The organism is Wohlfahrtiimonas sp. XWW7 (assembly GCF_056716055.1).
The window spans coordinates 1,899,974-1,924,055 of sequence record NZ_CP168032.1 but is presented as its reverse complement, the minus strand read 5'-3'; the positions used below and the strand labels follow the sequence as shown (position 1 = coordinate 1,924,055).

Genomic DNA, 24,082 nt, shown 5'->3' with positions numbered 1-24,082 from the left:
TTTATGTTTCTCAGGGAAAAATAGATTTAAAACGTATATAATGTGCGATTATCTTTAAAACTGTGTTGAAGATATTTGTTGTTAAGTGATTAAAATTTAAGAGGTAATTTATGGAAGTTTCTAGACGACAGTTTTTTAAACTGTCCGCTGGAGCTGTCGGAGGAACTGGTTTAGCGCTAATGGGTATGGCGCCAAGCATAGCTCACGCGGAAGTTCGCCAGTATAAATTATTGCGTGCCAAAGAGGTTCGTAATACGTGTACATACTGTTCGGTAGGTTGCGGGTTGTTAATGTATAGTTTGGGTGATGGTGCATTCAACGCTAAAGAGAGCGTAATGCACGTGGAAGGGGATCCAGATCATCCAGTAAGCCGTGGTGCATTGTGTCCTAAAGGTGCAGGCTTATTAGATTACGTACAAAGCCCTAATCGCTTAAAGTATCCAGAAGTGCGCCGCCCTAACTCAGATAAGTGGGAACGTATCAGCTGGGATCAAGCATTCAAAGAAATTGCTGCACACGTTAAAGAAGATCGTGATGCAAATATGATTGTGAACGATGAAAACGGTACTCGTGTGAATCGTTGGACAACAGCAGGTTTCTTAGCAGCATCAGGTGCAAGTAACGAAGCAGGACATGTAACTGGAAAGTTTGTGCGCTCGCTTGGTATGGTAGCCATAGATAATCAGGCCCGGGTCTGACATGGTCCTACGGTAGCAAGTCTTGCTCCAACATTTGGTCGCGGCGCCATGACGAATCACTGGGTTGATATCAAAAATGCCGATGTTGTAATTGTAATGGGTGGGAATGCCGCGGAAGCGCATCCTGTTGGTTTTCGTTGGGTTGTAGAAGCGAAACAAAAGCGTGGTGCAACATTTGTTGTTGTTGATCCTCGTTTCAATCGTTCTGCATCCGTTGCTGATTTTTATGCACCAATTCGTTCAGGTACGGATATCGCGTTCTTGGGTGGTGTCATTAATTGGTTGATTAAAAATGGACAAATTAATTGGGATTATGTGAAAAGTTACACAAATGCCACGTTTATTGTTCATGATGATTTTGATTTCAATGAGGGTTTATTCTCTGGTTGGGACGAATCTAATAATGCATATACAGATAAATCCACTTGGAATTATAAGATGGATGCTGATGGTAATGCTATTGTTGATGAAACAATGGAAGATCCACGCTGTGTATTTAATATGATGAAAGAGCATTATGCTTCATATACACCAGAATTAGTGAGCACAATCACAGGTACGCCTGAAGATGAGTTCTTAAAAGTATGTGAAATTATTGGTTCTTGTTCTAAACATAACAAAGTAGCGACTTTCTTGTACGCATTGGGTTGGACACAACACACAGTTGGTTCACAAAATATTCGTACAATGGCCATGATTCAATTGTTATTGGGTAATATTGGTATGCCAGGTGGCGGTGTGAACGCATTACGTGGTCACTCAAACATTCAAGGCTTGACGGATTTAGGTTTGTTATCAACAAACTTGCCAGGTTATATGCCGTTGCCAAGCCAAAAACAAACTGATTTAAATACTTATTTAAGTCAAGTTACGCCAAAAGCCACGCGTCCTGATCAGTTTAACTATTGGAGCAATACACCAAAGTTCTTTATCAGCTTGATGAAGACTTTCTGGGGTAAAAACGCGACAGCAGAAAATAATTGGGGCTACGATTGGTTGCCAAAATGGGATCAAATGTATGATGTATTACGTGTATTTGACTTAATGCATCAAGGCAAAATGAATGGTTACTTCTGTCAAGGTTTTAACCCAGTTGCATCATTCCCAAATAAGAATAAGAGCATCGCTGCATTATCTAAGTTGAAATATTTAGTTGTGATGGATCCATTAGTAACAGAAACGTCTACGTTCTGGAAAAATTATGGTGAGTCCAATGATGTAGATTCAAGCAAGATTGCGACATCTGTTTATCGTTTGCCAACAACGTGTTTTGCTGAAGAAGATGGCGCGATTGTTAACTCAGGCCGTTGGTTGCAATGGCACTGGAAGGCGGCAGATGCACCAGGAGAAGCACAGCCAGATGCAAACATCTTGTCAGGTATTTTATTTGAATTAAGACGTTTATATGCAGAGCAAGGTGGTGTTAACCCTGAGCCAATCATGAACATCTCTTGGGATTATGACATTCCAACGCATCCACATCCTGCGGAAATTGCTAAAGAGATGAATGGTTATGCCTTGGAAGATTTAAAAGATGCAAATGGCAATGTTGTTGTGAAGAAAGGTGAGTTGCTATCGAGCTTTGCACAATTACGTGATGATGGTACAACATCTTCAGGTTGTTGGATCTTTACAGGTTCTTGGACTGAGCAAGGTAACCAAATGGCAAATCGTGATAATAGCGATCCATCTGGTTTGGGTAATACGTTGGGATGGGCTTGGGCTTGGCCAGCGAATCGCCGCATCATTTACAATCGTGCTTCTGCGGATCGTGATGGTAAAGCTTGGGATAAAGAACGTGCATTATTGTTCTGGAATGGTAAAAAATGGACAGGTTATGATGTTCCTGACTTCAAAGCTGATGAACCACCAGGTTCTGCAATGAATCCATTCATCATGAACCCTGAAGGTGCGAGCCGTCTATTTGCGATTGATAAAATGGCAGAAGGTCCTTTCCCAGCACATTATGAGCCAATGGAATCGCCAATTGGTGTGAACTTGATGTATCCTAAAGTGCTCAATAACCCAGCAGTTCGTATGTTCGCTGATGATAGAAAACAGTTAGGTGAAATGAAAGAATATCCTTATGTGGGTACAACTTATCGTTTGACTGAACATTTCCATTATTGGACAAAACATGCACTATTAAATGCGATTGCACAGCCTGAACAATTCATCGAAATTGGTGAGGTTTTGGCAGCTGAAAAAGGTATTAAAGAGGGCGATTGGGTGAAAGTTTGGTCAAAACGTGGCTTCATTAAAGCGGTTGCAGTTGTGACAAAACGTATCAAGCCTTTAGATGTTAATGGTCAAAAAGTTCATCACATTGGTATTCCAATTCACTGGGGTTATGAAGGTTTAACAAAACAAGGGTTCATTGCAAATACATTGACACCATTTGTGGGGGATGCGAATACGCAAACGCCTGAGTTTAAAACTTTCCTTGTGAATATTGAGAAAGTAGAAGGAGGTCGATAATGGCACTACAATCGTTGGATATTAAGCGTTTGTCTGCAACGTCGACAACGCCTCCACAAGCTCGTCAACATGTTACAGAAGTCACAAAGGTTATTGATGTTTCTTCTTGTATCGGTTGTAAGGCTTGTCAGGTTGCTTGTTCTGAATGGAATGATATTCGTGACAAAGTGGGTACTTGTGATGGTACATACAATAACCCGCATGATTTATCAGCAGAAAGCTGGACTGTAATGCGTTTTGCAGAAGCGCAAAATGTTTCAGAAACACCAGAAGAAGCGGATAAATTAGAATGGTTGATCCGTAAAGATGGCTGTATGCACTGTGAAGATCCAGGCTGTTTAAAAGCCTGTCCTTCACCTGGCGCAATTGTTCAGTATGAAAATGGTATCGTAGATTTCCATGAAGAAAACTGTATTGGTTGTGGGTACTGTATTACAGGTTGTCCATTTAACATTCCGCGCATCAGCAAAAATGATAACAAAGCGTACAAATGTACGTTATGTTCTGATCGTGTTGCTGTTGGCCAAGAACCTGCATGTGTTAAAACATGTCCAACAGGTGCGATCCGTTTTGGTGAGCGTGAGGATATGTTAGACTTTGCTGAAGGCCGTGTGACCGAGTTGAAAACGCGTGGCTTTGATAATGCTGGTGTTTACAATCCTAAAGGTGTGGGTGGTACGCACGTTGTATATGTATTGCAACATGCTGATAAACCTCAGTTATATTCAGATCTACCTAAAGATCCTAAGATCAGCACTTGGACAGAAGTTTGGAAAGGTTTCTTGAAGCCATTGTCTACGTTCGGTATCGCAGCTTCAGTATTGTTTGGTTTTTTCCACTTTATCACTGTGGGACCAAATGATGCGGACAGTAAAGATAAAGATCGCGAAGTGATTGATCCTAAGAAATTAGCAAAAGAAGCTAAAGATATTGAGAAGGAGAACAACGCATGAAACAAGAAAACCGTTTGATTCAACGTTATTCCGCTTCTGAGCGCATCAATCACTGGATCGTTGCTTTCTGCTTTATTTTGTTAGCACTTTCAGGATTGGCTCTGTTTTATCCATCATTCTCATGGTTTGGTCAAGTGTTTGGTACGTTGCAAATCGCACGTATTATTCATCCATTCGTGGGGATTATCATGTTTGTAGGCTTCATGGTTCAGTTTTTCCGCTATGCAGCACACAATATTCCTAATAAGGAAGATGTAAAGTGGGCGCTTTCTGTTAAAGAAGTGATCATGGGACATGAAGTGGGTGATGTTGGTAAATACAATGCGGGTCAAAAAGTAATGTTCTGGGCTATGACAGCATGTTTATTCGTGATGTTAGTGACAGGTATTATGATGTGGCAAAGTCCTTATTTCTTTGCAGATTATTTCTCAATTGAAGCTCGTCGCATTGCAATCTTATTGCACGCTTGGGCAGCTTTGATCTTAATCGCTTGTATCATTGTTCATGTTTACGCTGCTATTTGGATTCGTGGTACAATCCGCGCTATGACAAATGGTGTTGTGACAGAGAACTGGGCAAAGAGCCACCATCCTGCATGGTACCGTGAAATTATGAAAAATGAAAAAACAGTTAAATCATCTAAAAAAGATGTATAACTCATAAGTTTTATCATTAGAAAGTAGGCGCAAGAAATTGCGCTTATTCTTTTTATAGGGAAAGAAATGACTCAATTTACACCTGAAAATAATGTATTGGTGGGTACAATTCCAGACATTAAACCGATCATTTTGCCAGAAGGTAATCCATTCACTGGTCGTGTTATGCAGTTTGAAAAAATGCGTATTACAGCTGCTGAAGAATTACATAAGACAATTGACTTTTGGATTCAAATGACAGAAACAGCGAGTACAGTTTTTAAAGTATGCAACATTGAATCACCAATGTTAAATAGTGCAGTACCATTTTTGAATGATGAAGCATTATTAACGCATGTACCAAAAGTGTTAAAAGATATTTTGTTGAATTTGCAACAGAAAGTATTGTCAGAAGAAGTGCAAACAGTTGTGGCTCAATTGTCTGAGTTATCAGATGAAGCAGTGATGGATCATAGTCGTGCGTTATTGGGCTATACAGAAGAGGAAGTGCCAAAAGCATTCCAACTATTTTTATCAATGGCTTTAAAAGTAGTTTATGTAAAAAGTGCAGCATTGGCTGAATTGCCTAAGATGGAAGTTGAGCAGTCATTCCATCATTGCCCAATGTGTGGCGATGCACCAATTGCCAGTGTCATTGATCCTATGGACAATGGTTTGCGTTATTTAGTGTGCAACACTTGTGAAACCAAATGGCATAAAGTTCGTTCAACTTGTCACTCTTGTCCAAATACAGGGAAAATTGAATTGTTATCCTTAGAAGGTCAAGAATCTACAATGAAGGCGGAAAGTTGCCCTGAATGCCATACTTATATTAAACATTTGGATCGTTCTAAAAATCCTATGTTAGATGTATATGTAGAAGATTTGGCGACATTATCATTAGACTTCACATTGGCAGAAGATGATTATCAACGTACATCATTCAATCTATATTTGAAATAATGTGTATTTGATTTGCGATCGTAATAAACGCCCTTTAGGGCGTTTTTTGTGGCTTAAATAAAATCAAAGCCAATGTCTAAGGATTTTACACTATGTGTTAACCAGCCCATTGCAATGAAATTCACGCCAGTTGCAGCCACTGCTTTAAGTGTTTCGGGTGTAATTCCACCAGATGCTTCTGTCAAACATTTGCCATGACAAAGTTTTACGGCTTCTTTTAAAATCTCAGGTGACATATTATCTAATAAAACAAGGTTAATACCTTCTGCTAATGCTATTTTGAGTTGCTCTATGGTATCCACTTCAACTTCAATGGGAATTAAGTGACCTGCGAATTTTTTTGCATCTCGAATTGCTTGAGTAATGCTGCCAGCAATCGCAATATGATTGTCTTTAATTAAAATTGCATCATCTAATCCCATGCGATGATTTCGTCCACCGCCAACACGCACTGCATATTTCTGCAATATGCGTAAACCTGGGATTGTTTTTCGTGTACATGTAATTTCTATAGGATACTCGGCAATCATTGATTTGAGTCGATTCACTTCTGTGGCAATGCCGCTTAAGTGCGTCATAAAATTAAGTGCGGTACGTTCAGCAGTCAATAGAGCACGAGCGTTACCTGAAACTGTCGCTAAGATTTGATTGGGCGCAATTGCATCACCATCTTTTACTTTAGCTGTGAATTCAATATTTTCATTAGTCATTGCAAATGCTAAGCGTGCTAAATCTAATCCAGCCATGATGCCATTTTCTCTTGCAGCGATATGCAAAGTTGCCATTTTATCCGCAGGAATGATGGCTTGGCTAGTGATATCTCCGCGTCTGCCAAGATCTTCTGTCAATGCTTGTTCAACAAAGGGCTTTAACAATACATCGGGTAATGGTGTTATTTCGCTCATATTGCATTCCTAAATTTAGATGAATTTAAATATACTCAATATGAGCATATATATTTATTTCATATTTGGCAAATATCAGTGAAATTGGAATATTATTTGGGTGTTGATATTAATCTATAGTCTTTTGATATAACTTTGTTTTTTATTTTAAACTAAGCTCACTGAAATTTATCGATTAGTTTTTATATTCAAAGTCTGTTATGATTTTTCTCTAAAATTAATATATGCTCATTATGAGTATATATTGGAATAAAAGGTTAAAGGGAAAGGAAATGGGACAACAGGAGAGAATCAAACAATTATTACAGCAAAATAATGCAACATTAATCGCGCATTATTATACTGATCCTGAAATTCAGGCATTGGCGGAAGCGGCTGGTGGATGCGTGGCTGATTCCTTAGAAATGGCAAGATTTGGGCGTGATGCTCAGTCTGATACTCTCATTGTTGCTGGTGTTCGTTTTATGGGAGAAACCGCCAAAATTTTAAGTCCTGAGAAAAAAATATTGATGGCTGATTTAGATGCAACATGTTCTTTAGATGTTGGTTGCCCTGCGGATGATTTCTCTCAGTTTTGTGATCAACATCCTGATCGAGTGGTTGTAGTTTATGCTAATACAAGTGCGGAAGTGAAAGCGAGAGCAGATTGGGTTGTGACTTCTGCCATTGCTTTAGACATTGTGAGTGCATTGCATGAGGAAGGGCAAAAGATTATATGGGGGCCCGATCGTCATTTAGGTCGTTATATTGCAGAGCAAACCGGTGCTGATATGATCTTATGGCAAGGTCAATGCATTGTGCATGATGAGTTTAAAGCAGACAGTTTACGATTATGTCGAGAGAAAAATCCGAATGCTTTGGTTTTGGTTCATCCTGAATCACCCGCTCAAGTTGTAGAGCAAGCTGACTTTGTGGGCTCAACATCACAAATTATAAAGTTTGCACAAAACTCAGATGCAGATCAGTTCATTGTGGCAACGGATCGTGGCATTTTTTATAAAATGCAGCAATTAATGCCTGATAAAACTTTCATCATTGCACCAACAGCAGGCGAAAGTGCTACTTGTAAAAGCTGTGCGATGTGTCCATGGATGGCAATGAATACTTTGAATAAAATTCAAAATATTTTAGAAAATCATAGCAATGAAATTACTGTGTCTGAAGAGATTCGTGTGCAAGCTGAAATTGGCATCAATAGAATGTTGGATTTCTCTACAATACGATCCATTAATGTGAAGGCTTCAGGAGATTTAAGCAAAGACCAAGCATTGTTTAATCAAGTTGGCCCAGCTTAATTGAATGAGCGGGAAATGGGTAATTTACTGCCAGATAATGATCGCTCTAATAAAATATCATCTCTAAATTGATATAAGCGAGCAGGTCGACCTGGGCCTGTTGGATCCATTTCGCCTGTTTCTTCGATCAAATCTTGTTGAATGATGAAACGGCGGAAGTTCTGCTTATGCAGTGTAATACCACCCAATGCTTCAATGCTTTGTTGTAATTGAAACAGTGTGAATGTTGGTGCCATTAATTCAAAAATCACAGGGCGATATTTGATTTTAGCGCGCAATCTTGCCATTGCTGAAGCGAGAACTCTGCGGTGATCATGCACCATAGATTGCCCGCAATATTCTTTCGGTAAGATCACATTGTGTGCCATGTTTTCTGGCAAAATCCCCACTTCATACATTAATTCATAGCGCTGTAATACATATTCTTCATTCCAAGCAAAGGGTGATAATCCCCAACATAGATTCACTCTTTGCTCGCGGGATTTTTGCTCTGCAATTGTATTGCCAGCATTGATCCAATGCTTAAAGATTGGCAATAACTCTGTATTAATAAAGTTTGGACGGCCATTGCGATGATCTTCCCATGGAAAATATTGATACCAATTGAGCCAAGTGGCTTGAGATTCTAAGTGATTGGTTTCTTCTCGCACTAAACCTAAATAGCTGATGTAAATAAGATAATGACCAGAAGCTGTTTTGCGATTGGTGTCGACTAATGTATACAATTGCTCTACATAACCCAATGATTGCTGAGTTTGTGTTTCAACCCATTGACGAACGCCAGCTTGTAGCGATCGATGAATGGGATTCAATGGACCATTCGGTAAAGAAGTACCATGTTCAACTGTGAGAACTTTGGCTTCAGAATCTGTCACTGCAATCAGAACGGCAGCCAATTCAGTGGTGGCTTCTTTGGTTATGTTGAATGGTTTGTCCATGTAGAGAATATTTTCAAATGATAAATAGTGATTATAAGATAAAGCCCTAGATAAGGCACGCATTACAAATATGCATGTTTTTGCTATGATATGTCATCATCATGGGAGCTGAGTTTATGCCATATTTTTTAAGTATTTTAATCACGCTGGCTTGCATCATTCATATTATGAAAACTGGGCAAGAGCGTTATTGGGTTTTGATTGTGATCATCGCGCCGATGTTAGGGCCGATTGCCTATTTTGTTGTGGTGATTTTGCCAAATTTGATGGATTCGCGCCGTGGGCATAAAATTAATAAAAACATTAAAAGATTAGTGAATCCTAATGCTGACATTAATTCTGCAGAAAATGAAGTAAGAACAGCGCCAACTTTTATGAATCAAAAGTATTTGGCGGATGCTTATTTTGCAGCACATCGCTATCAAGATGCTTTGACCATTTATCAGAAAATTCAAGTGGGTTTGTATGCGAATGATCCTGAGTTATTATTACAAATTGCAAAATGCTATTTTTTCTTGAATCAACCAGAAGTGACAATTCAAACATTGGATACATTAAGAGCAAGCAATCCTGATTATGATTCCAGTGAAGGGCATCTCTTTTATGCTAAATCATTGGCAGCACAAGGTTATACGCAACGAGCGATTGAAGAATTTGATGCTTTAGTGATTTATTATCGTGGTTATGAAGCAAAAGTGAGTTATGTGGAAGCATTGGTGCAATTAAAAGAATTGGATAAAGCTAAAGAGCGTGCATTAGCACTGAGTGAAGAAGTTAAATCAATACCAAGCCATGTGAGAGATTTAAACAGCGAATGCTTAAAGCGCTTAAAGAAAATGATCAGTGATCATCATTGGTAGTTTCGAATAATAATTTGTGAGATCTAACGCCTTTCGGGGCGTTTTTTGTTATGTGCTAATATATAATATGTGAATAATAAATTTAATAATATTTAAGATCAGATAAAGAATAAATAAGTCATTAGTTGATTGGCGTTAAGAAATGTAATTTAAAAATTGAAAGAAAATCTATAAAAGCAGTAATCTACTCAGCATACAAGAAGCATATTTCTGAATAAAATTCCAAAATTAATGGAGATGAAAATGTTAGGCATTCCTATGTATGTGATCGATCTTTTGATCGGTACAATCGTTGCCATTATGGTGGGGCGATATATCATTAAAGGTTATTCTGCAACAGGTGTATTGATGCTCGGCGGTTTTATATTGCTGATCATCAGTTTGCTTTTAGGGCGAGATATTGTACCTGAGCAATCAACAGGTATTGAAGTTTTAGATATTTTTGAATTTACAAAGAATTTATTAACTAGTCGAGCAGCTGATTTAGGGATGATGATTATGATCTTATGTGGGTTCGCATCTTACATGAATCATATTGGCGCAAATGATGTTGTGGTTAAAATAGTTTCTAAACCATTAACTCATATTAAATCACCTTATATATTGATGATCGCAGGCTATTTTATTGCATGTTTAATGTCATTTGCAGTATCTTCCGCAACAGGTTTAGGCGTTTTACTGATGGGAACATTGTTTCCATTAATGGTAAATGTTGGGATTAGTCGAGGTGCGGCAACGGCAATTTGCGCATCACCAGCTGCTATTATTTTATCGCCAACATCGGGTGATGTGATTTTGGCGGCTGAAAAATCTGGTATGGGCGGTGATTTGCTGATTAATTTTGCATTTTATAAAACTCTGCCTGTTTCTATTGTGGCGATCATCGCAATTGCCATTACACATTTTTTTTGGCAACGTTATTTGGATCGTAAAGAAAATAGTATTTGTGAACGCTTGGATGTGAATGAAATTAAAACCAATGCACCAGCTGCTTATGCCATTTTGCCATTTCTACCAATCTTTGGCGTATTGCTTTTTTCAGGCAAATGGACATTGCCATTCAGTGACCAATTGATTCCAAACTTAAATATTATTACGATTTTGGTCATATGTTTATTTATCACGGCAGTGATCGAGTTTGTTCGTTCATTTGATGCTCAAACAGTCTTTGAGGGTTTAAATTGTGCCTATAAAAGTATGGGCGATGCATTTGTCTCTGTTGTAATGTTATTGGTGGCTGCTGGTGTATTTGCAGAAGGTTTAAAAGTCGTGGGCTTCACTTCAGGTTTGATTGAATTGGCAGAATCAGCAGGCGGCGGTGCTTTAATCATGATGATTGTTTTAGTATTAGTGACAATGTTAGCTGCAATTGCAACAGGCTCTGGCAATGCTCCATTTTATGCGTTCGTGGAATTCATTCCTAAAGTTGCATCAGAAATGGGCATTAATCCTGCATATTTAGTGATTCCAATGCTGCAAGCATCGAACATTGGGCGAACAATGTCGCCAGTTTCTGGTGTTGTGGTTGCAACATCGGGAATGGCAAATATATCGCCATTTGAAATAGTGAAAAGAACAGCTGTGCCTATGATTGTTGGTATGTTGGCTGTGATTATTGCAACTGAATTTTTAGTACCAACAGCACCTTTATAAACTCAATAATCATCCCTTCCTTCGGAAGGGATGATTTTTTTAAAGCTTTTTCAATCAATAGAAATCAATGCGCATATTGGCATAGAATGAACGGCCAGGTGAAGCATAATCTGCATTGTCAGCAGAATAGTTTTTATTGAAGATATTATCCACACCAGCATTGAATGTGACACCTTTCCATTGTGGAGGCTCAACGCTCATTTTTAGATTATATAATTGATAACCTTTATTTTTAGCATTGCTATCATATTCTGCATAACTGCTACTTCTCGCGGTCATAGATGGAGAAATGGTTAACCATTCAACAGGTTTGATGGATGCATAAAGATAACCAAAGTGCTTAGGCACATTGGTTAAATGTAGATCAGCATGATCTTTATTACGGCTTTCTAAATATGTATAGCCCGCACCTAAATGCAAGTACTGATTCATTTCATAATCAATGCCGAGTTCAAAGCCTTTACGCTCAATTTTTCCTGGCAAATTGATGGTTTGATTCACAACATAACCAGGGAAACGGTTAGGATTATTTTCATCGCGATCAATGGAATCTTTGGATTGGCTATAAAATAGTGTCGCATCCAATAGTAAACCTTCGATTGGCATGCCGTTATAGCCCAATTCAACATTGATGGCGCTTTCAGGTTTTAAGCTAGGGTTTTGTAAAGCAATAATGGGCGAGCCATTGTGCGTTGGGCATAATGATTTGTCACGTTTAAATTTTCCTTTTTTGCAATTGACGTATTCATCACCATAGTTTGAATAGACTTCTTTAAAGCTTGGAAAGCGTGTTTTTTTACCGACAGTCAAGCGGAATGTATCTGTATCTGTTGGTTTATAAAATAAAGCAGCTTGGAAATCAGTGGAATCCATTGAAGGTGCTAACAATGAATGGGCATCAGGATATTGATTGATCAATCCTTGTGCATTGATCCCAATGCCACTTGCTTTGGCCTTTCTTTTGGTATAGATCACACCCAGCTGTGCTTCCCATTGCTCAGAGAATGTAATTGTATCTTCTAAAGCAATTGAATAGAACTTCTGTGTCGCTTTAGAATCTGATTTTGGCATGATGACAGATGAATTCGGATAAGTATCAAATGATTTATGGGTTTCATCCTTATAACTCAGCATCAATTTAATATGATGGTTGGTTAATGCAGTTGTGCCAATTTCAACAGATGCACCGAATGCTTTATCGTCATAATGGCTACCTTTTGGATCACCTCGCCAGCCAACAAGTTTATTTTTATAAGTATCATGATAGATTCGAGGTTTGATATAAACTTTGTCATCCAACAACCAAGTGGTTGATACGAAAGAAATAGTTTCGCGATCCCATTCTGGCCATTGCCATGTAGTTGGTACAAAGCCATTTTGACCTGCACGGCCAGGGTATTTTTTTGCTTCTTGTTTAGAATAACTTAAAACATATTCATCTGTGGCATTGGGCGTCCAACCCAATTTAATATTGGCGCGTCGATCTTTTGTTGTATAGAGGTATTTATCAGAATCTACCATTTGTCCCGCTTCATCTTCACCTACATAATTTTCTGCGAGCTTGGTATATTTGCGAGTGCGATCAGAAAACCCTGCTTGTAAATACCAATATTCTTGTAATGTACCAACATTGACGCTCATTTCTTTCATATTGCCAGAGCCGCCGCCAACAACCGCTGAAAAATCAAATTTAGAGCGAGGTTTCATTGTCACAATGTTGATTGCACCGCCCATTGTATTGTGGCCGTACATCACTGAGCTGTAACCTTTCGCCACTTGAATGGAGGATATGTCCGCTGTGGAAAAGCGACTCATGTCAGAATATCCATCGTAAGGCACATAAACAGGAATGCCATCGACAAAAATCGGTACATAACGTAAACCATAGCCGCGTACATTTACTTTGGGTTCAAATCGCCCAGCCGAACGAAAGCCATCACCAGCACCAATCGGCGCATCATATGTAATGCCTGGAATATATTGTAAAGCTTGCCCCACATCTTTTGCTTCTAAAAGATTAATAGTATCTTTGCTGATGTAATATTCAAAAAGCTCTGATGTTTGTGGCATGGATGCAGAAACCACAACAGTACCCAATGTGAAGACATTGCTGTTTTTCGTTGCTTCATCAGCATAAGCGAGGGTAGAACAGAGCAATAATGCTGCTGAAATTTTACTGATTTTAAATAAAGGAGAATATTTGTTCATTATAATGTTTTTAACTTAATGAGTTTTCCAGTGAATAAAAGCCCATGCGCGTTGCATAGGTTGTGCTGAATAAAGTTTGGATTGGTTTTTCTGGTAGTAATGAACCAAACGATCAATCTCCTCTTCATTCAATGTGCCAATCGACCATTGCACAGATTCGATGAAGCTTGGCTCATCTAAAGTGAGCATTTTGCTTGAGCAGTTTTGTGTTTCTAAAAAATCCACAGAAACACGATAACCTTGTTGATACAGCAGATTCATGGCGTAAATATAAGTAGGGAAGCCAATATCATCACGGCCAATGGCACGCAAAATATCTCGGCTGATAAAGTCTTTATCCACTGTCATCGTCATATAGACGGCTTTTTTGGCTTTGCTGTTGAGTTTTGCTAAAGCTGATTCAATGTCATTCACCATGGAAGAACGAGAAGATACGCAAATATCGCATTCAGGCACATCATCCCAATTGTCATCCCATGATTTTAAAATACATTCATAGTTCTCAATATTCTGTTCTGCGGCATGTTCTTTCACAACTTCGAGCATTTTTGGGCTGTAATCTAATTCATAAATCTTCTCTAAGCCTGAAGCTAACGCTAAGCCAATCGTGCCACCGCCACAACCAACATCTAATAATGTGCTCGCATCTGTTAAATCCATACGAGATGTAAAATCTTGAATGTAAGATGCACCTGCGCAACCGCCACCAGATTTCATATTGTGGGCTTTTTTATCCCAATCATCGGATGTTTTAGGTTGGCGAATGGCTTGTGCTGCATGGTTTCGATAGAGTTCTGCAAAATCAATATCAAAAATGGTTTTAGAATTAGACATTTATCATTCCTCTAAGATTAAATAATGGATGGTAAATTTTTGGCGATGATGGATTCATCAAGTGCATAGATTTGCGCTAAATTTTTTAAGGTTAAGCACTCTTTCGGTGAGCCATCTGAAATGATAGACCCGTGATCTAATAAAATCACACGATCAGCAATTTGCATCGCATGTTCAGGTTGATGCGTTGTCATTAATATGGATAAACCTTGCGCTTTGAGTTTTTCGATTTGTTCAAGCACACGCATTTGGTTGCCAAAATCTAAGCTGGCTGTGGGTTCATCCATAATCAGAAATGATGGATTTTGTGCCAAAGCTCTAGCAATTAATACTAACTGCTGTTGTCCACCACTTAATTGCGTATAAGGTTTATGGGTTAAATGCTCAATGCCCAATTGTTGAATACATCTATGCGCAATAGCTTTATCTTGTGCTTTTGGGGATGAATACCAATCTAAATGAGCAGTTCTACCCATTAATACAACAGCTTCTACAGTGAATGGAAATATGTGATTATGTGCTTGTGGCACATAACCTAAGTATTTTGATAATTCACTACGTTGCCATTTATGTTGTGGCTTTTGATTGATGGTTATATCGCCTGAAATTTTCGGTAATACGCCCAAAATCGTTTTTAATAATGTGGTTTTACCACAGCCATTCGCACCTAATAAGCAAGTCACTTCTTGGGATTGAAATGATAGATTGAGTTTTTCAGCAATCACTTGTCCACGATGACCAATTGTTAAATTCTGCAATTGAATTAAACTCATGATCTTGCTCCGCCATTGATTAATAAACCAATGAAGAATGGCGCACCAATGAATGCCGTTAATATGCCAAGTGGAATTTCAATGGGGAATGCTGTGCGGGCAATTGTATCTGTCAGTAGTAAAAAAGTTGCACCTAAAAATAGGGCAGTTGGTAACATTTTTCTAAAATCAGGGCCAACCCATAAACGTGCAATGTGTGGAATCACTAAGCCAATCCAACCAATGATGCCAGTGATGGAAACGGTTGCCGATGTCATCAATGTTGCGGATAAAATGAATATGATGCGCAAGTGTTTAATATTCATACCAAGCGCGAGAGCTTCTTCATCATTGAGGCTCAGTAAATTCATGCGCCAGCGGAGCAAAATGAGCGGAATAATGCTCACCAATAATAACGGCGCAACGATGGCTAAATCGCTCATGGTTGCCATCGTTAATGAACCCATCATCCAAAATGTGATCACCGTTAATTGGCTGTAAGGATCAGACAATAGCTTGATCATGGAAATACTTGCGCCCAATAATGCTGCAATCGCAATACCCGATAAAACGAGCGCCAATATTGGCTCTAATCTGTGAACGCATTGGGAGATGATGTAAACTAAAAATACTGTGCCTAAGCCAAATATGAAAGATAGAATTTGTACGCCAATCACAGAATAGTTGAGATAAATGGCAAGCACAGCGCCCAATCCTGCGCCTGCAGAAACGCCCAAAATATCGGGTGAAACTAATGGATTCCTAAACATGCCTTGATAAGTGCTGCCTGCGATTGCTAAAGCTGCACCTGCTAAAATGGCAGTGAGAATCCTTGGTAAACGAATATTCCATAGCACAAAGCTTTGATCGCTCAATGTTTCACCATTGAATAATTCTTTAAAAGCATTCATTAAATCACTGAAAGGAATATTGATCTGCCCAACACAAAATGCGATCAGCACCATTACGAATAATGCAATGGGTGGAATTAACAACCTAACCATTAAATGGTTCCAGTGAGTTGAGTTAAGGCTTCACGTGATAATGAATAGCCGTAGAACAGTTGATAATATTCAATGATATTTTTGGCATAATCATCGTATGATAATAATTCGGGATATAAAACGTGCGAAAGCCAAGAAACGCCTAATAAACGATTAATGCTTGGCGGTTGGTCTAACCAACCAAAAGGTAATTTTGGCGCATAATAAACACGTTTGTTTTTGACAGCAGGTAAACGTTGCCATAATGGATCTGTTTGTACTTTGTCATAAAAATGCTGATCCATTGCAATGACCACATCAGGTTGCCAGAGCATTAACTGCTCCATAGAAACACGAGAAATGATTTTCTCCCCTGCATCTGCGGCAACATTTTTTGCGCCAATCCAATCCATAACTTCTGTATGAATGGAACCTGCCAAACCTGTTTCTAAGCCATCTGCACCGCGAGCAGAATAAATTTTTAACGGGGATGATTCTGTGGCTTTGTGAGCAATGTTATGAGTTTGTGATAATACTTTTTGTGCATAATCTGCTAATTTTTGCCCGCGTTCTTTAACACCGAGAATTTCGCCTAAATGTGAGAGCTGTTTCGGTGTTTCAGCTAAGGAACCATTCATTAAAATATAAGGAATATTTGTCTGTTTGTTAACTCTCTTTGCAGTGCTGATATACGTGGGCGCAATGCTGCCAATATCAACAATGACATCAGGCTTCATTTGTATGACTTTTTCTAAAGATGCAGTTGTACCGCGGCCAGCGAATCGCCCTGTTAATGGTAGGGATTGAATGTGAGATGAAAAGAAAAGTTTCTGTGAATCTGCAAGTGGGCGAGTTGAAATGCCCAATAATTTTTCTGGTACTAATGAAAGTAAAAGAATATCAGCCACAGGTCCTGCGCTTAATACTCTGTGAATATTGTCGGAAGAAGGTAAATCACCGAAGCTTTTTATCAAAAATGATTGATTTGTCTCTGCCATTAAAATGGAAGGGAAATGCGCGACTAGGGAGGTCACTAGCATTTTCTTTAAAAAGCTACGGCGATTTTCCATATACAATAAAAGTTGTTAAGTTAATTAATTAGTGATTTAAGGGAAACCACAGATTAAGATAATCGTTATATATTGTCAAACATAACGATAGGCAAAAATAAAAATGTGATGTTAATCAAAGGGTAAATATAGTTTTAATATTATGGAGTGTTAGGTTTTTCGATTGGGAAAAATAATGAAGATAATATGATGCCAGGATGATAGGAGTGAATGAGTTGAGCCGTTTCAAATATTGATAATCCATCAAAAGCAGGGAGAATCCTAGAATAATTCTGAGCATGTATCCATAAAATTTGATGATATTCATCGATCATAATTTTGTTGCATTGAGAAAAATAGGTGATATATCTTATATTGTCAGCCCAGCCCTTTATGGATAGAACAGATTTATTCGTAATGATAATGGTTTCTGTATTGGCTAATTGTATGCCAATACAAAATATGGCTATAAAGATTAGGCAAAAAGTAACTAAGAGAAATCCATAAATGGCTATATATGTTTCAAATGTCGACAATATCAAGGATGAAATGGTAAATATCATCAAACTTAAAATAGATAATAGCATTTTGAGTAATCGAGTAGATTGATGATAATTCTTAGTTGTTAAGTTTTTTTCTGGTATCGATGATTGTTGATCTAATCGTGCTACGAAATCATATTGAATATTCAGGGGTTGATGAATATTATGGATGAGTAGAGATTTTCCTGATGTGAGTATTATGGATAATGATCCATAGTTTAGATATCGATGCAGTATTGGTTGTTGAGATTTAGTTGCGGAAATTTCATTAATATTAATTGTGGCTTTTTGGTGAGGCCAAATACCATATTTAATCATTATTTCATTATCTGAAAAGTTAAGAGAACATAATTGATGGTGCAGCAATGTCCGTATGGACATGATTAAGCTAATTGATAAGCCAAATATCAAACTATTACTAATTTTTTCTACAATGATTTGGCTGAGCAATGCCAAGAATAAGCCTAGTAGTAGATTTTTAGTTAAATTAAAGATTAAAGCGTTGTAACTTGGTGTTATATGGTTTGTATTGTTCATTAGTTTGATCTTTTATTGTTTTAATCAGAGCAATTATATTAGATGGAGGGAGGTTTTTATCAGTAATATAATGAAAAATTTAAAAAAGCGATCCGAAGATCGCTTTCAAATAACTCTAAATCTTAACCAATCATTGCATGAGGATAGAGGCGAGATAAATCCTTGGTTTTTAGGTAATATTACCAAGTTTTAATATCTAGTATCTTCAGTATAGCTCATGGGCTATTAAACCTTTGCCTGAAGATAGTACATGCTCTGTAATACCTTTGAATCTTAGTCCTAATATGCAAAGTAATTTTAGGATCCAACCTAAAGAAAATTGGAAAGCAACTAAGGCTATGTTTAGTGTAGTTCCAAGGTTATTGAGATCATTTCCTATATTAATGGTAGATCCATGTCTAATAGGTCAGATGTCTTGTAACAAAGATCCAATGGAGAAATTTTCAATATAAGTAATGATGATTTAGAATAAATATGTCTTTGAGTAATTTTAAAAACGCTATTTCATTTTTTAAATAGCGTTATTTATTCAATGAATATCAGTATTCTCTTATAATTTTTTACAAGGAGCATTGCTGTTATGTATAAACGAATAGAAGAAATAGTTAAAAATTTAAAAGAAAATGATACGATATCTACTTGGAATACTTATAAAAAAGACCTTATTGATAGAGTTTATAAAGACTTTTTACATGAAAATACTTTGCTAAAAGATGAGCTTATAGCTAATTATTTGTCGAATAATAGTGCAGATAGAATTTTTTTAGAATATCATTTGTATGGTACGAGCTGGGGTGAACTAGTAAATGATGGGCAAGTTTTATATGACGTAGGAACTGATGCTATATATTTAGCGAATAAGGCATTTGCTTATTATTTGCCAGCATATTTAATTCTTACATTAAATGAATGTAGTGAACCAAAAAAATATGATTATGTGAGAGGTTGTAATGAGATAGTTCCATTTCTGTTTTTTAGTAGTCCTAATAAACATCTAGCTAATAGCTGGATTTTATTTAATCAGAGCCAACAATTTGATATTCTTGTCTCGTTTATATTAATTGTTAATAATCCTTATCATTATTTTTATGATGTGGAAGATATATATGATTTCTTAAATAATTTTCAAGTAAATATTAATTCATAAAATATGAGCAGCGTTATAACTTAGATGGTCGTTTGAATCAGGTGATTGATGCGATGGGTAACATCACCGCGTTAACTTATGGTACGACAGATGCCATGACAGGTATGTTGGCAGAAGTGAAATACCCAACTTACCGTGAAACCTATGGCTACAATGAAAAGGGTCAAGTGACTTCTGTCACACAGTGGCTAGATGACACTGAAAAGCAGACAACCCTCATGAGCTATGATGAGTTAGGTCAGTTAGTGGCTGAGGTTCTACCTGGCAATCGCACCACGCAAATCATCTATGATGAGCTGGGTAATACCGTACAACAAACCGATGCAATGGGGGGCATTACCTCACAAAAGTGGAACATCTTTGGTGAGTTAGTGGAAGTCACTAATGCCAATGGTCACACGCATCGTTTTACTTATGATGCCAATAGTAATTTGATTGAGGAGAATAATCCATCCAGTGGTATCACACAATATGAATATGATGCAGCCAATCAGCTCATTCAAAAAGTGAATGCTAAAGGTGATCAAACCACTTATCAATATGATTTAGCAGGCAAGTTAACGACTGAAATCACAACAGCAACAGGTTCAGCAACACCGAGCCAAATTGTGACGTACCTCTATAATGATGCAGGCCAATTGGTGGATGTGAAACAAACAGGTGCCACAAATAGTCGTTATCAATACAGCCTAGATGACTTGGGTCGTACAATTGAAGAAACTGTGACTTATGGCACAGGCAGTGAAGTCATCACTCAAAAACTGGGCTATGGTTATGATCAAGAAAATCGATTATCATCCTTTAAATATCCTGAAGGCAGTGAACTTCAATATCACTATGATAAAGCTAACTTAAAATCCACACAGTTGGCGAATGGTGAAAGCATTGAGTGGGCGAAATATCAGTGGTTCTCACCCACAGAAATTAATACGCCAAATGTAAAACAGCAGAATCAGTATGATGCATTGATGCGCCCAACTAGCATTCAAGTGAATGCCAACAATGGACAAAATGCACAAAATCTATTGATGAAGCGTGATTATCAATACAATATTGCAGGTAACATCACAAGCCGTAACACTGAAAAAGGTAAAGTGGATTATCGTTATGATCAATTGGATCGCTTGATTGAAGCGACGCCTGACGCATCATTACAAACCATCGGTCTGCCCAATGAAGGCTATACCTATGATGCCATTGGTAATCGCTTAGGTAGCCGACATCAACCGGGTTCATGGCAATACAATGGTCAAGATCAATTGATGTCATGGGGTACAGGTAGCCAAGCAGAAACATTGAGCTACACAACCACAGGCCAATTGAAGCAGAATAAAAAGCCTTAGAAACTTTGGATTATGACTATGATGCAACAGATCGCTTAACAGAGGTGAAACGCAACGATATCACACTGGCGAATTACCAATATGATCCTTTTGGCCGCCGCATGAGCAAAGAGGTGAATGGTGAACGCACGTATTTCTTATACAGTGATGAAGGCTTGATTGCGGAATTGAATGATCGTGGTAACACGCAAGTGGCCTATGGCTGGATGCCTGATAGTGCTTGGGGCACAAACCCTTTGTGGCAAGCGAACTTAACGACAGGTCAAACCTTGAAAAATGCAGCTTATCATTATCTTCATACAGATCACTTAGGCACACCGCAGATCGCCACCAACCAAGCAGGTAATATCACATGGCAAGCACAAGCAGAGGCTTTTGGGGAAGCACATCTCAACGAAAGCAATCAGATCACTATGAACCTAAGGTTCCCAGGACAGTACTATGATGCAGAAACAGACACTCATTATAACTACTTCAGGGACTACAACCCAAGAACGGGCAGATATCAGCAGAGTGACCCGATTGGGTTAGCAGGTGGGATTAATCATTATGGGTATGTGGGTAATAATCCATTAATATCAATTGATTTCACAGGTCTTAAGAAAAAACCAGGAAATATTGCTCAAGCAAGGATTGGGTCTAAATATGAGTATGATTCTGCAAAGAGTGAGAGTATAGAAAAATCAATAAAAAATTTGACTGAACAATTATATGATAAACGATACCCAGATTTAGAAATTAACCCTGGTAAATTGCCATATAAAGCTACACCAGGAACAAAAATAGAGGAAACTGTTCAAGGGCATGAAATTGAAATCGTTAAGGTTAGAAGATATCTCGATAACAAATGGGAAGATTGGTATGATTATGGTTGTGATGATCCGCCACCACCATCTTCAGGAGCGCAGAGTTGTGTAACTACAAATGTTGATGCTAAATCTTCAAGTCAAACAAATAGTAATTCAAACAGTTCTACACAAAGAAATAGAGGCAAGCTTCCACTTCCTTTGCGCCTTCTTAGAATTCCAGCGTTAATCTTGATGCCAGATCCATGTTTAATAAATCCTGGTTCTATGATGTGTAACGGACATCCTTATCAGAATATACCAGATGCATAAATATATGTTTTAAATATATAATAGGCCAGTTCAGCTACTGGCTTATTTGATAAAATTTAAATAAAAATTTTGGGGCTATTATGAGTAAAAATGATTCTCAGATACGTGATGCAATAGAAAAAATTTTAGTTAGTTCATCATATGGATGTGAATTAATAGAATATCTTGATCAAGTACCAAGTAACCAATGTCGCAGGGTTTTGTATATTCTCTCAGAGATCTATCCTTGCTCACTAGATGTAGATGATAATGATTATGTCTTAATAAAATATATCTTTACACAAGATAGATATCTAACAACAGATACCATATGTAATTTCCTTAGATCTATTAACACACTTGATTTGAAAAGTAAGGATCAAAAACATATTTTAACTACAATTATTAGGGATAATATAAATATATTAAGTAATTTATGTAGTTTTGAATTGAGTGAATTCATGTCTAAAAATATGGCTGTTGATGAATTAATATCTTATATGGAGGCATCTCTTTCGGATAAAAGTTGTCATATAAATATCGTACGGCTTTTTGATTTGATTCTGCGATATGATAAAAGATTTAAAAATGATATGTCTTTGAAATTAAAACAGTTGAGAAAAAATATTATTAATCAACTTGAATATTCTTATAGCTCATAAAAGATTAGCTCGGTAACTCAGTCCAGCAAACCGATGCAATGGGAGGTATTACCTCACAAAAATGGAACATCTTTGGTGAATTGGTGGAAGTGACCAATGCCAATGGTCATACTCATCGTTTTACCTATGATGCCAATAGTAATTTGATTGAGGAGAATAATCCCTCAAGTGGCATCACACAGTATGAATATGATGCAGCCAATCAGCTCATTCAAAAAGTAAATGCTAAGGGTGATAAAACCACTTATCAATATGATTTAGCAGGTCAATTAACAACAGAAATCACAGCAAAATGCTCTGCGGTACCGAGCCATATTGTGACGTACTTCTATAATTGAAAGTCTTTTAAATAGGTATTTATAAAATAGGGAATATATATGGCTATAAATTTTGATTTATTTTTAAACAGCATTTTTCCAATTAATGAAACAATAGCAGGAGGAACAGCTGGAGCTGAATATCAATATGTGGAAGATTTTTTTAAAAATAAGAAACGTTATGATATCACTTTAGATCTTTTAAATAATATTTATCCTTCTGATCCATCAGCTTGTTTAGCCATGATGTCTCCTAAAGCATTTGCTTTTTTTTTACCAGCATTTATAAAGATTTCTTTAGAGAACTGCCTAGATGCAGATATGATTCCATCGTCTGTAGTGTTGCAAATAAAAAGAATGATAGAAAGCAGAAATAAAAAACTTGAATATATTTTGAGTGATTATTCAGTAAAACAATTGAATTTTATCACATTATTTCTACAAAAAATGAAATGCATTTGTACTGAGGATTTTGATCCCTTTTTGAATAAAGAAATAGAGGAAACAATTTCTTTATGGGAAGCTATATTATGGATATAAAAAGAATTATTAGTGATTTAAAGAGGACTGATATTGAATCGTTTTGGGTTTCTTATAAGGATGATCTCATTGAAAAAATTTATAAAGATTTTCCATATCAAAATATTCTTTTAAGAGAAGAGTTGGCTGTTGACTTTCTACCAAATAATGATGAAGAAAGAATTTTTTTGGAATATCACCTGTATGGTATGACTTGGCAAGAGCTTATAGAAAATGCTCAGACGGTATATGACATGAACTATAACGTTGGATTTTTGTCTCATAAGGCTTTTGTTTATTATTTACCAGCATATTTAATTATTGCACTAAAAGAATTTAAAGAGTCTCCTGATTATGTTGAAGTAGGCTGTGATGAAGTTATTACATTACTATTTTTTGGCATGGATTTTTTAGAAAAAAATTGGGATCAACTTAACAATGATCAAAAGATAGGTATTATTATATTTCTTATTTTATTTCTCAAAAACCCTTACTACAGTTTTAATGAAACTGACGAAAAAGACATATATAATTTTTTAAGCAGCGTTCATGTTCAAGTTAGTTGATTATTTGCTGTTACAATCACAGAATTGTCTGGATTTAAGGTGACAGTTCTAAATATTGAATTTAATGAGCTTGATTGATTATATTCATCTTTGAAGTATAGTTATGATCAAGAAAGCCGCTCAGTATCCTTTAAATATCCTAAAGGCA

Annotated in this window: 22 protein-coding genes; 14 read left to right on the top strand and 8 right to left on the bottom strand. The window is 37.2% G+C overall.

Going from position 1 to position 24,082, the window contains the following annotated elements:
• The first annotated feature begins 110 nt into the window (after window positions 1–110).
• The 4 genes from fdnG (at window position 111) to ACA100_RS09180 (ending at window position 5,727) form a co-directional block, all read left to right on the top strand.
• Window positions 111–3,176 (top strand): formate dehydrogenase-N subunit alpha, encoded by a 3,066-nt coding sequence (gene fdnG / locus ACA100_RS09195; protein ID WP_481077413.1) that lies wholly within the window; start codon window positions 111–113, stop codon window positions 3,174–3,176.
• Window positions 3,176–4,129: a formate dehydrogenase subunit beta gene (fdxH, locus tag ACA100_RS09190; protein ID WP_481077412.1), complete on the top strand. Its 954-nt coding sequence runs from the start codon at window positions 3,176–3,178 to the stop codon at window positions 4,127–4,129. The genes fdnG and fdxH overlap by 1 nt, the downstream gene beginning before the upstream one ends.
• Window positions 4,126–4,785, top strand: coding sequence for a formate dehydrogenase subunit gamma (locus ACA100_RS09185; protein ID WP_481077411.1), 660 nt, complete (start codon window positions 4,126–4,128; stop codon window positions 4,783–4,785). The genes fdxH and ACA100_RS09185 overlap by 4 nt, the downstream gene beginning before the upstream one ends.
• A 66-nt stretch (window positions 4,786–4,851) precedes the next feature.
• Window positions 4,852–5,727, top strand: coding sequence for a formate dehydrogenase accessory protein FdhE (locus ACA100_RS09180; RefSeq protein ID WP_481077410.1), 876 nt, complete (start codon window positions 4,852–4,854; stop codon window positions 5,725–5,727).
• 53 nt (window positions 5,728–5,780) lie between these two features.
• Here the strand turns inward: ACA100_RS09180 and nadC are convergent, their stop codons facing one another.
• Window positions 5,781–6,632 (bottom strand): carboxylating nicotinate-nucleotide diphosphorylase, encoded by an 852-nt coding sequence (nadC, locus tag ACA100_RS09175; protein WP_481077409.1) that lies wholly within the window; start codon window positions 6,630–6,632, stop codon window positions 5,781–5,783.
• Between the two features lie 233 nt (window positions 6,633–6,865).
• On the opposite strand from nadC, the gene nadA reads away from it, so the two are divergent.
• Window positions 6,866–7,927 (top strand): quinolinate synthase NadA, encoded by a 1,062-nt coding sequence (gene nadA, locus ACA100_RS09170; protein ID WP_481077408.1) that lies wholly within the window; start codon window positions 6,866–6,868, stop codon window positions 7,925–7,927.
• On the opposite strand, the gene ACA100_RS09165 is transcribed toward nadA, so the two are convergent.
• Window positions 7,924–8,865: an NUDIX hydrolase gene (locus tag ACA100_RS09165; protein WP_481079124.1), complete on the bottom strand. Its 942-nt coding sequence runs from the start codon at window positions 8,863–8,865 to the stop codon at window positions 7,924–7,926. The genes nadA and ACA100_RS09165 overlap by 4 nt on opposite strands.
• A gap of 116 nt (window positions 8,866–8,981) precedes the next feature.
• Here ACA100_RS09165 and ACA100_RS09160 point away from each other — a divergent pair, with 116 nt between their 5' ends.
• Together ACA100_RS09160 and dcuC are read left to right on the top strand one after the other, a co-directional pair.
• Entirely contained in the window at window positions 8,982–9,725 is a 744-nt protein-coding gene (locus ACA100_RS09160; RefSeq protein WP_481077407.1) for a tetratricopeptide repeat protein, read from the top strand.
• Window positions 9,726–9,989: 264 nt separating this feature from the next.
• On the top strand, window positions 9,990–11,378 hold the full coding sequence (dcuC, locus tag ACA100_RS09155; RefSeq protein WP_481079123.1) for an anaerobic C4-dicarboxylate transporter DcuC: 1,389 nt from the start codon (window positions 9,990–9,992) through the stop codon (window positions 11,376–11,378).
• Window positions 11,379–11,432: 54 nt separating this feature from the next.
• Here the strand turns inward: dcuC and ACA100_RS09150 are convergent, their stop codons facing one another.
• The 6 genes from ACA100_RS09150 to ACA100_RS09125 all read right to left on the bottom strand — a co-directional run bounded on the left by ACA100_RS09150 (window position 11,433) and on the right by ACA100_RS09125 (window position 18,283).
• A complete protein-coding gene (locus ACA100_RS09150; RefSeq protein ID WP_481077406.1) occupies window positions 11,433–13,586 on the bottom strand; it encodes a TonB-dependent receptor plug domain-containing protein in 2,154 nt (717 codons plus the stop codon).
• 15 nt (window positions 13,587–13,601) lie between these two features.
• Window positions 13,602–14,420 carry a class I SAM-dependent methyltransferase gene (locus ACA100_RS09145; RefSeq protein ID WP_481077405.1) on the bottom strand — a complete coding sequence of 273 codons (819 nt, stop codon included), beginning with the start codon at window positions 14,418–14,420 and terminating at the stop codon, window positions 13,602–13,604.
• Between the two features lie 17 nt (window positions 14,421–14,437).
• Window positions 14,438–15,193, bottom strand: coding sequence for an ABC transporter ATP-binding protein (locus ACA100_RS09140; protein WP_481077404.1), 756 nt, complete (start codon window positions 15,191–15,193; stop codon window positions 14,438–14,440).
• Window positions 15,190–16,176, bottom strand: a complete 987-nt coding sequence (locus ACA100_RS09135) for a FecCD family ABC transporter permease (RefSeq protein WP_481077403.1) — start codon at window positions 16,174–16,176, stop codon at window positions 15,190–15,192. Before ACA100_RS09135 ends, ACA100_RS09140 begins: the two co-directional genes overlap by 4 nt.
• Window positions 16,176–17,195, bottom strand: coding sequence for an iron ABC transporter substrate-binding protein (locus tag ACA100_RS09130; protein ID WP_481077402.1), 1,020 nt, complete (start codon window positions 17,193–17,195; stop codon window positions 16,176–16,178). The genes ACA100_RS09135 and ACA100_RS09130 overlap by 1 nt, the downstream gene beginning before the upstream one ends.
• A 170-nt stretch (window positions 17,196–17,365) precedes the next feature.
• Window positions 17,366–18,283, bottom strand: a complete 918-nt coding sequence (locus tag ACA100_RS09125; RefSeq protein ID WP_481077401.1) for a PH domain-containing protein — start codon at window positions 18,281–18,283, stop codon at window positions 17,366–17,368.
• A gap of 580 nt (window positions 18,284–18,863) precedes the next feature.
• Here ACA100_RS09125 and ACA100_RS09120 point away from each other — a divergent pair.
• The 7 genes from ACA100_RS09120 to ACA100_RS09090 all read left to right on the top strand — a co-directional run bounded on the left by ACA100_RS09120 (window position 18,864) and on the right by ACA100_RS09090 (window position 23,934).
• Entirely contained in the window at window positions 18,864–19,430 is a 567-nt protein-coding gene (locus ACA100_RS09120) for a hypothetical protein (RefSeq protein WP_481077400.1), read from the top strand.
• Window positions 19,431–19,483: 53 nt separating this feature from the next.
• Window positions 19,484–20,773 carry a hypothetical protein gene (locus ACA100_RS09115; RefSeq protein WP_481077399.1) on the top strand — a complete coding sequence of 430 codons (1,290 nt, stop codon included), beginning with the start codon at window positions 19,484–19,486 and terminating at the stop codon, window positions 20,771–20,773.
• A gap of 5 nt (window positions 20,774–20,778) precedes the next feature.
• Window positions 20,779–21,891, top strand: coding sequence for an RHS repeat domain-containing protein (locus tag ACA100_RS09110; RefSeq protein WP_481077398.1), 1,113 nt, complete (start codon window positions 20,779–20,781; stop codon window positions 21,889–21,891).
• Between the two features lie 80 nt (window positions 21,892–21,971).
• Window positions 21,972–22,532, top strand: a complete 561-nt coding sequence (locus tag ACA100_RS09105; protein WP_481077397.1) for a hypothetical protein — start codon at window positions 21,972–21,974, stop codon at window positions 22,530–22,532.
• A gap of 38 nt (window positions 22,533–22,570) precedes the next feature.
• Window positions 22,571–22,870, top strand: coding sequence for a hypothetical protein (locus ACA100_RS09100; RefSeq protein WP_481077396.1), 300 nt, complete (start codon window positions 22,571–22,573; stop codon window positions 22,868–22,870).
• Between the two features lie 39 nt (window positions 22,871–22,909).
• Window positions 22,910–23,389 carry a DUF6714 family protein gene (locus tag ACA100_RS09095; RefSeq protein ID WP_481077395.1) on the top strand — a complete coding sequence of 160 codons (480 nt, stop codon included), beginning with the start codon at window positions 22,910–22,912 and terminating at the stop codon, window positions 23,387–23,389.
• Window positions 23,380–23,934 carry a DUF6714 family protein gene (locus ACA100_RS09090; protein ID WP_481077394.1) on the top strand — a complete coding sequence of 185 codons (555 nt, stop codon included), beginning with the start codon at window positions 23,380–23,382 and terminating at the stop codon, window positions 23,932–23,934. The genes ACA100_RS09095 and ACA100_RS09090 overlap by 10 nt, the downstream gene beginning before the upstream one ends.
• Window positions 23,935–24,082 lie beyond the last annotated feature (148 nt).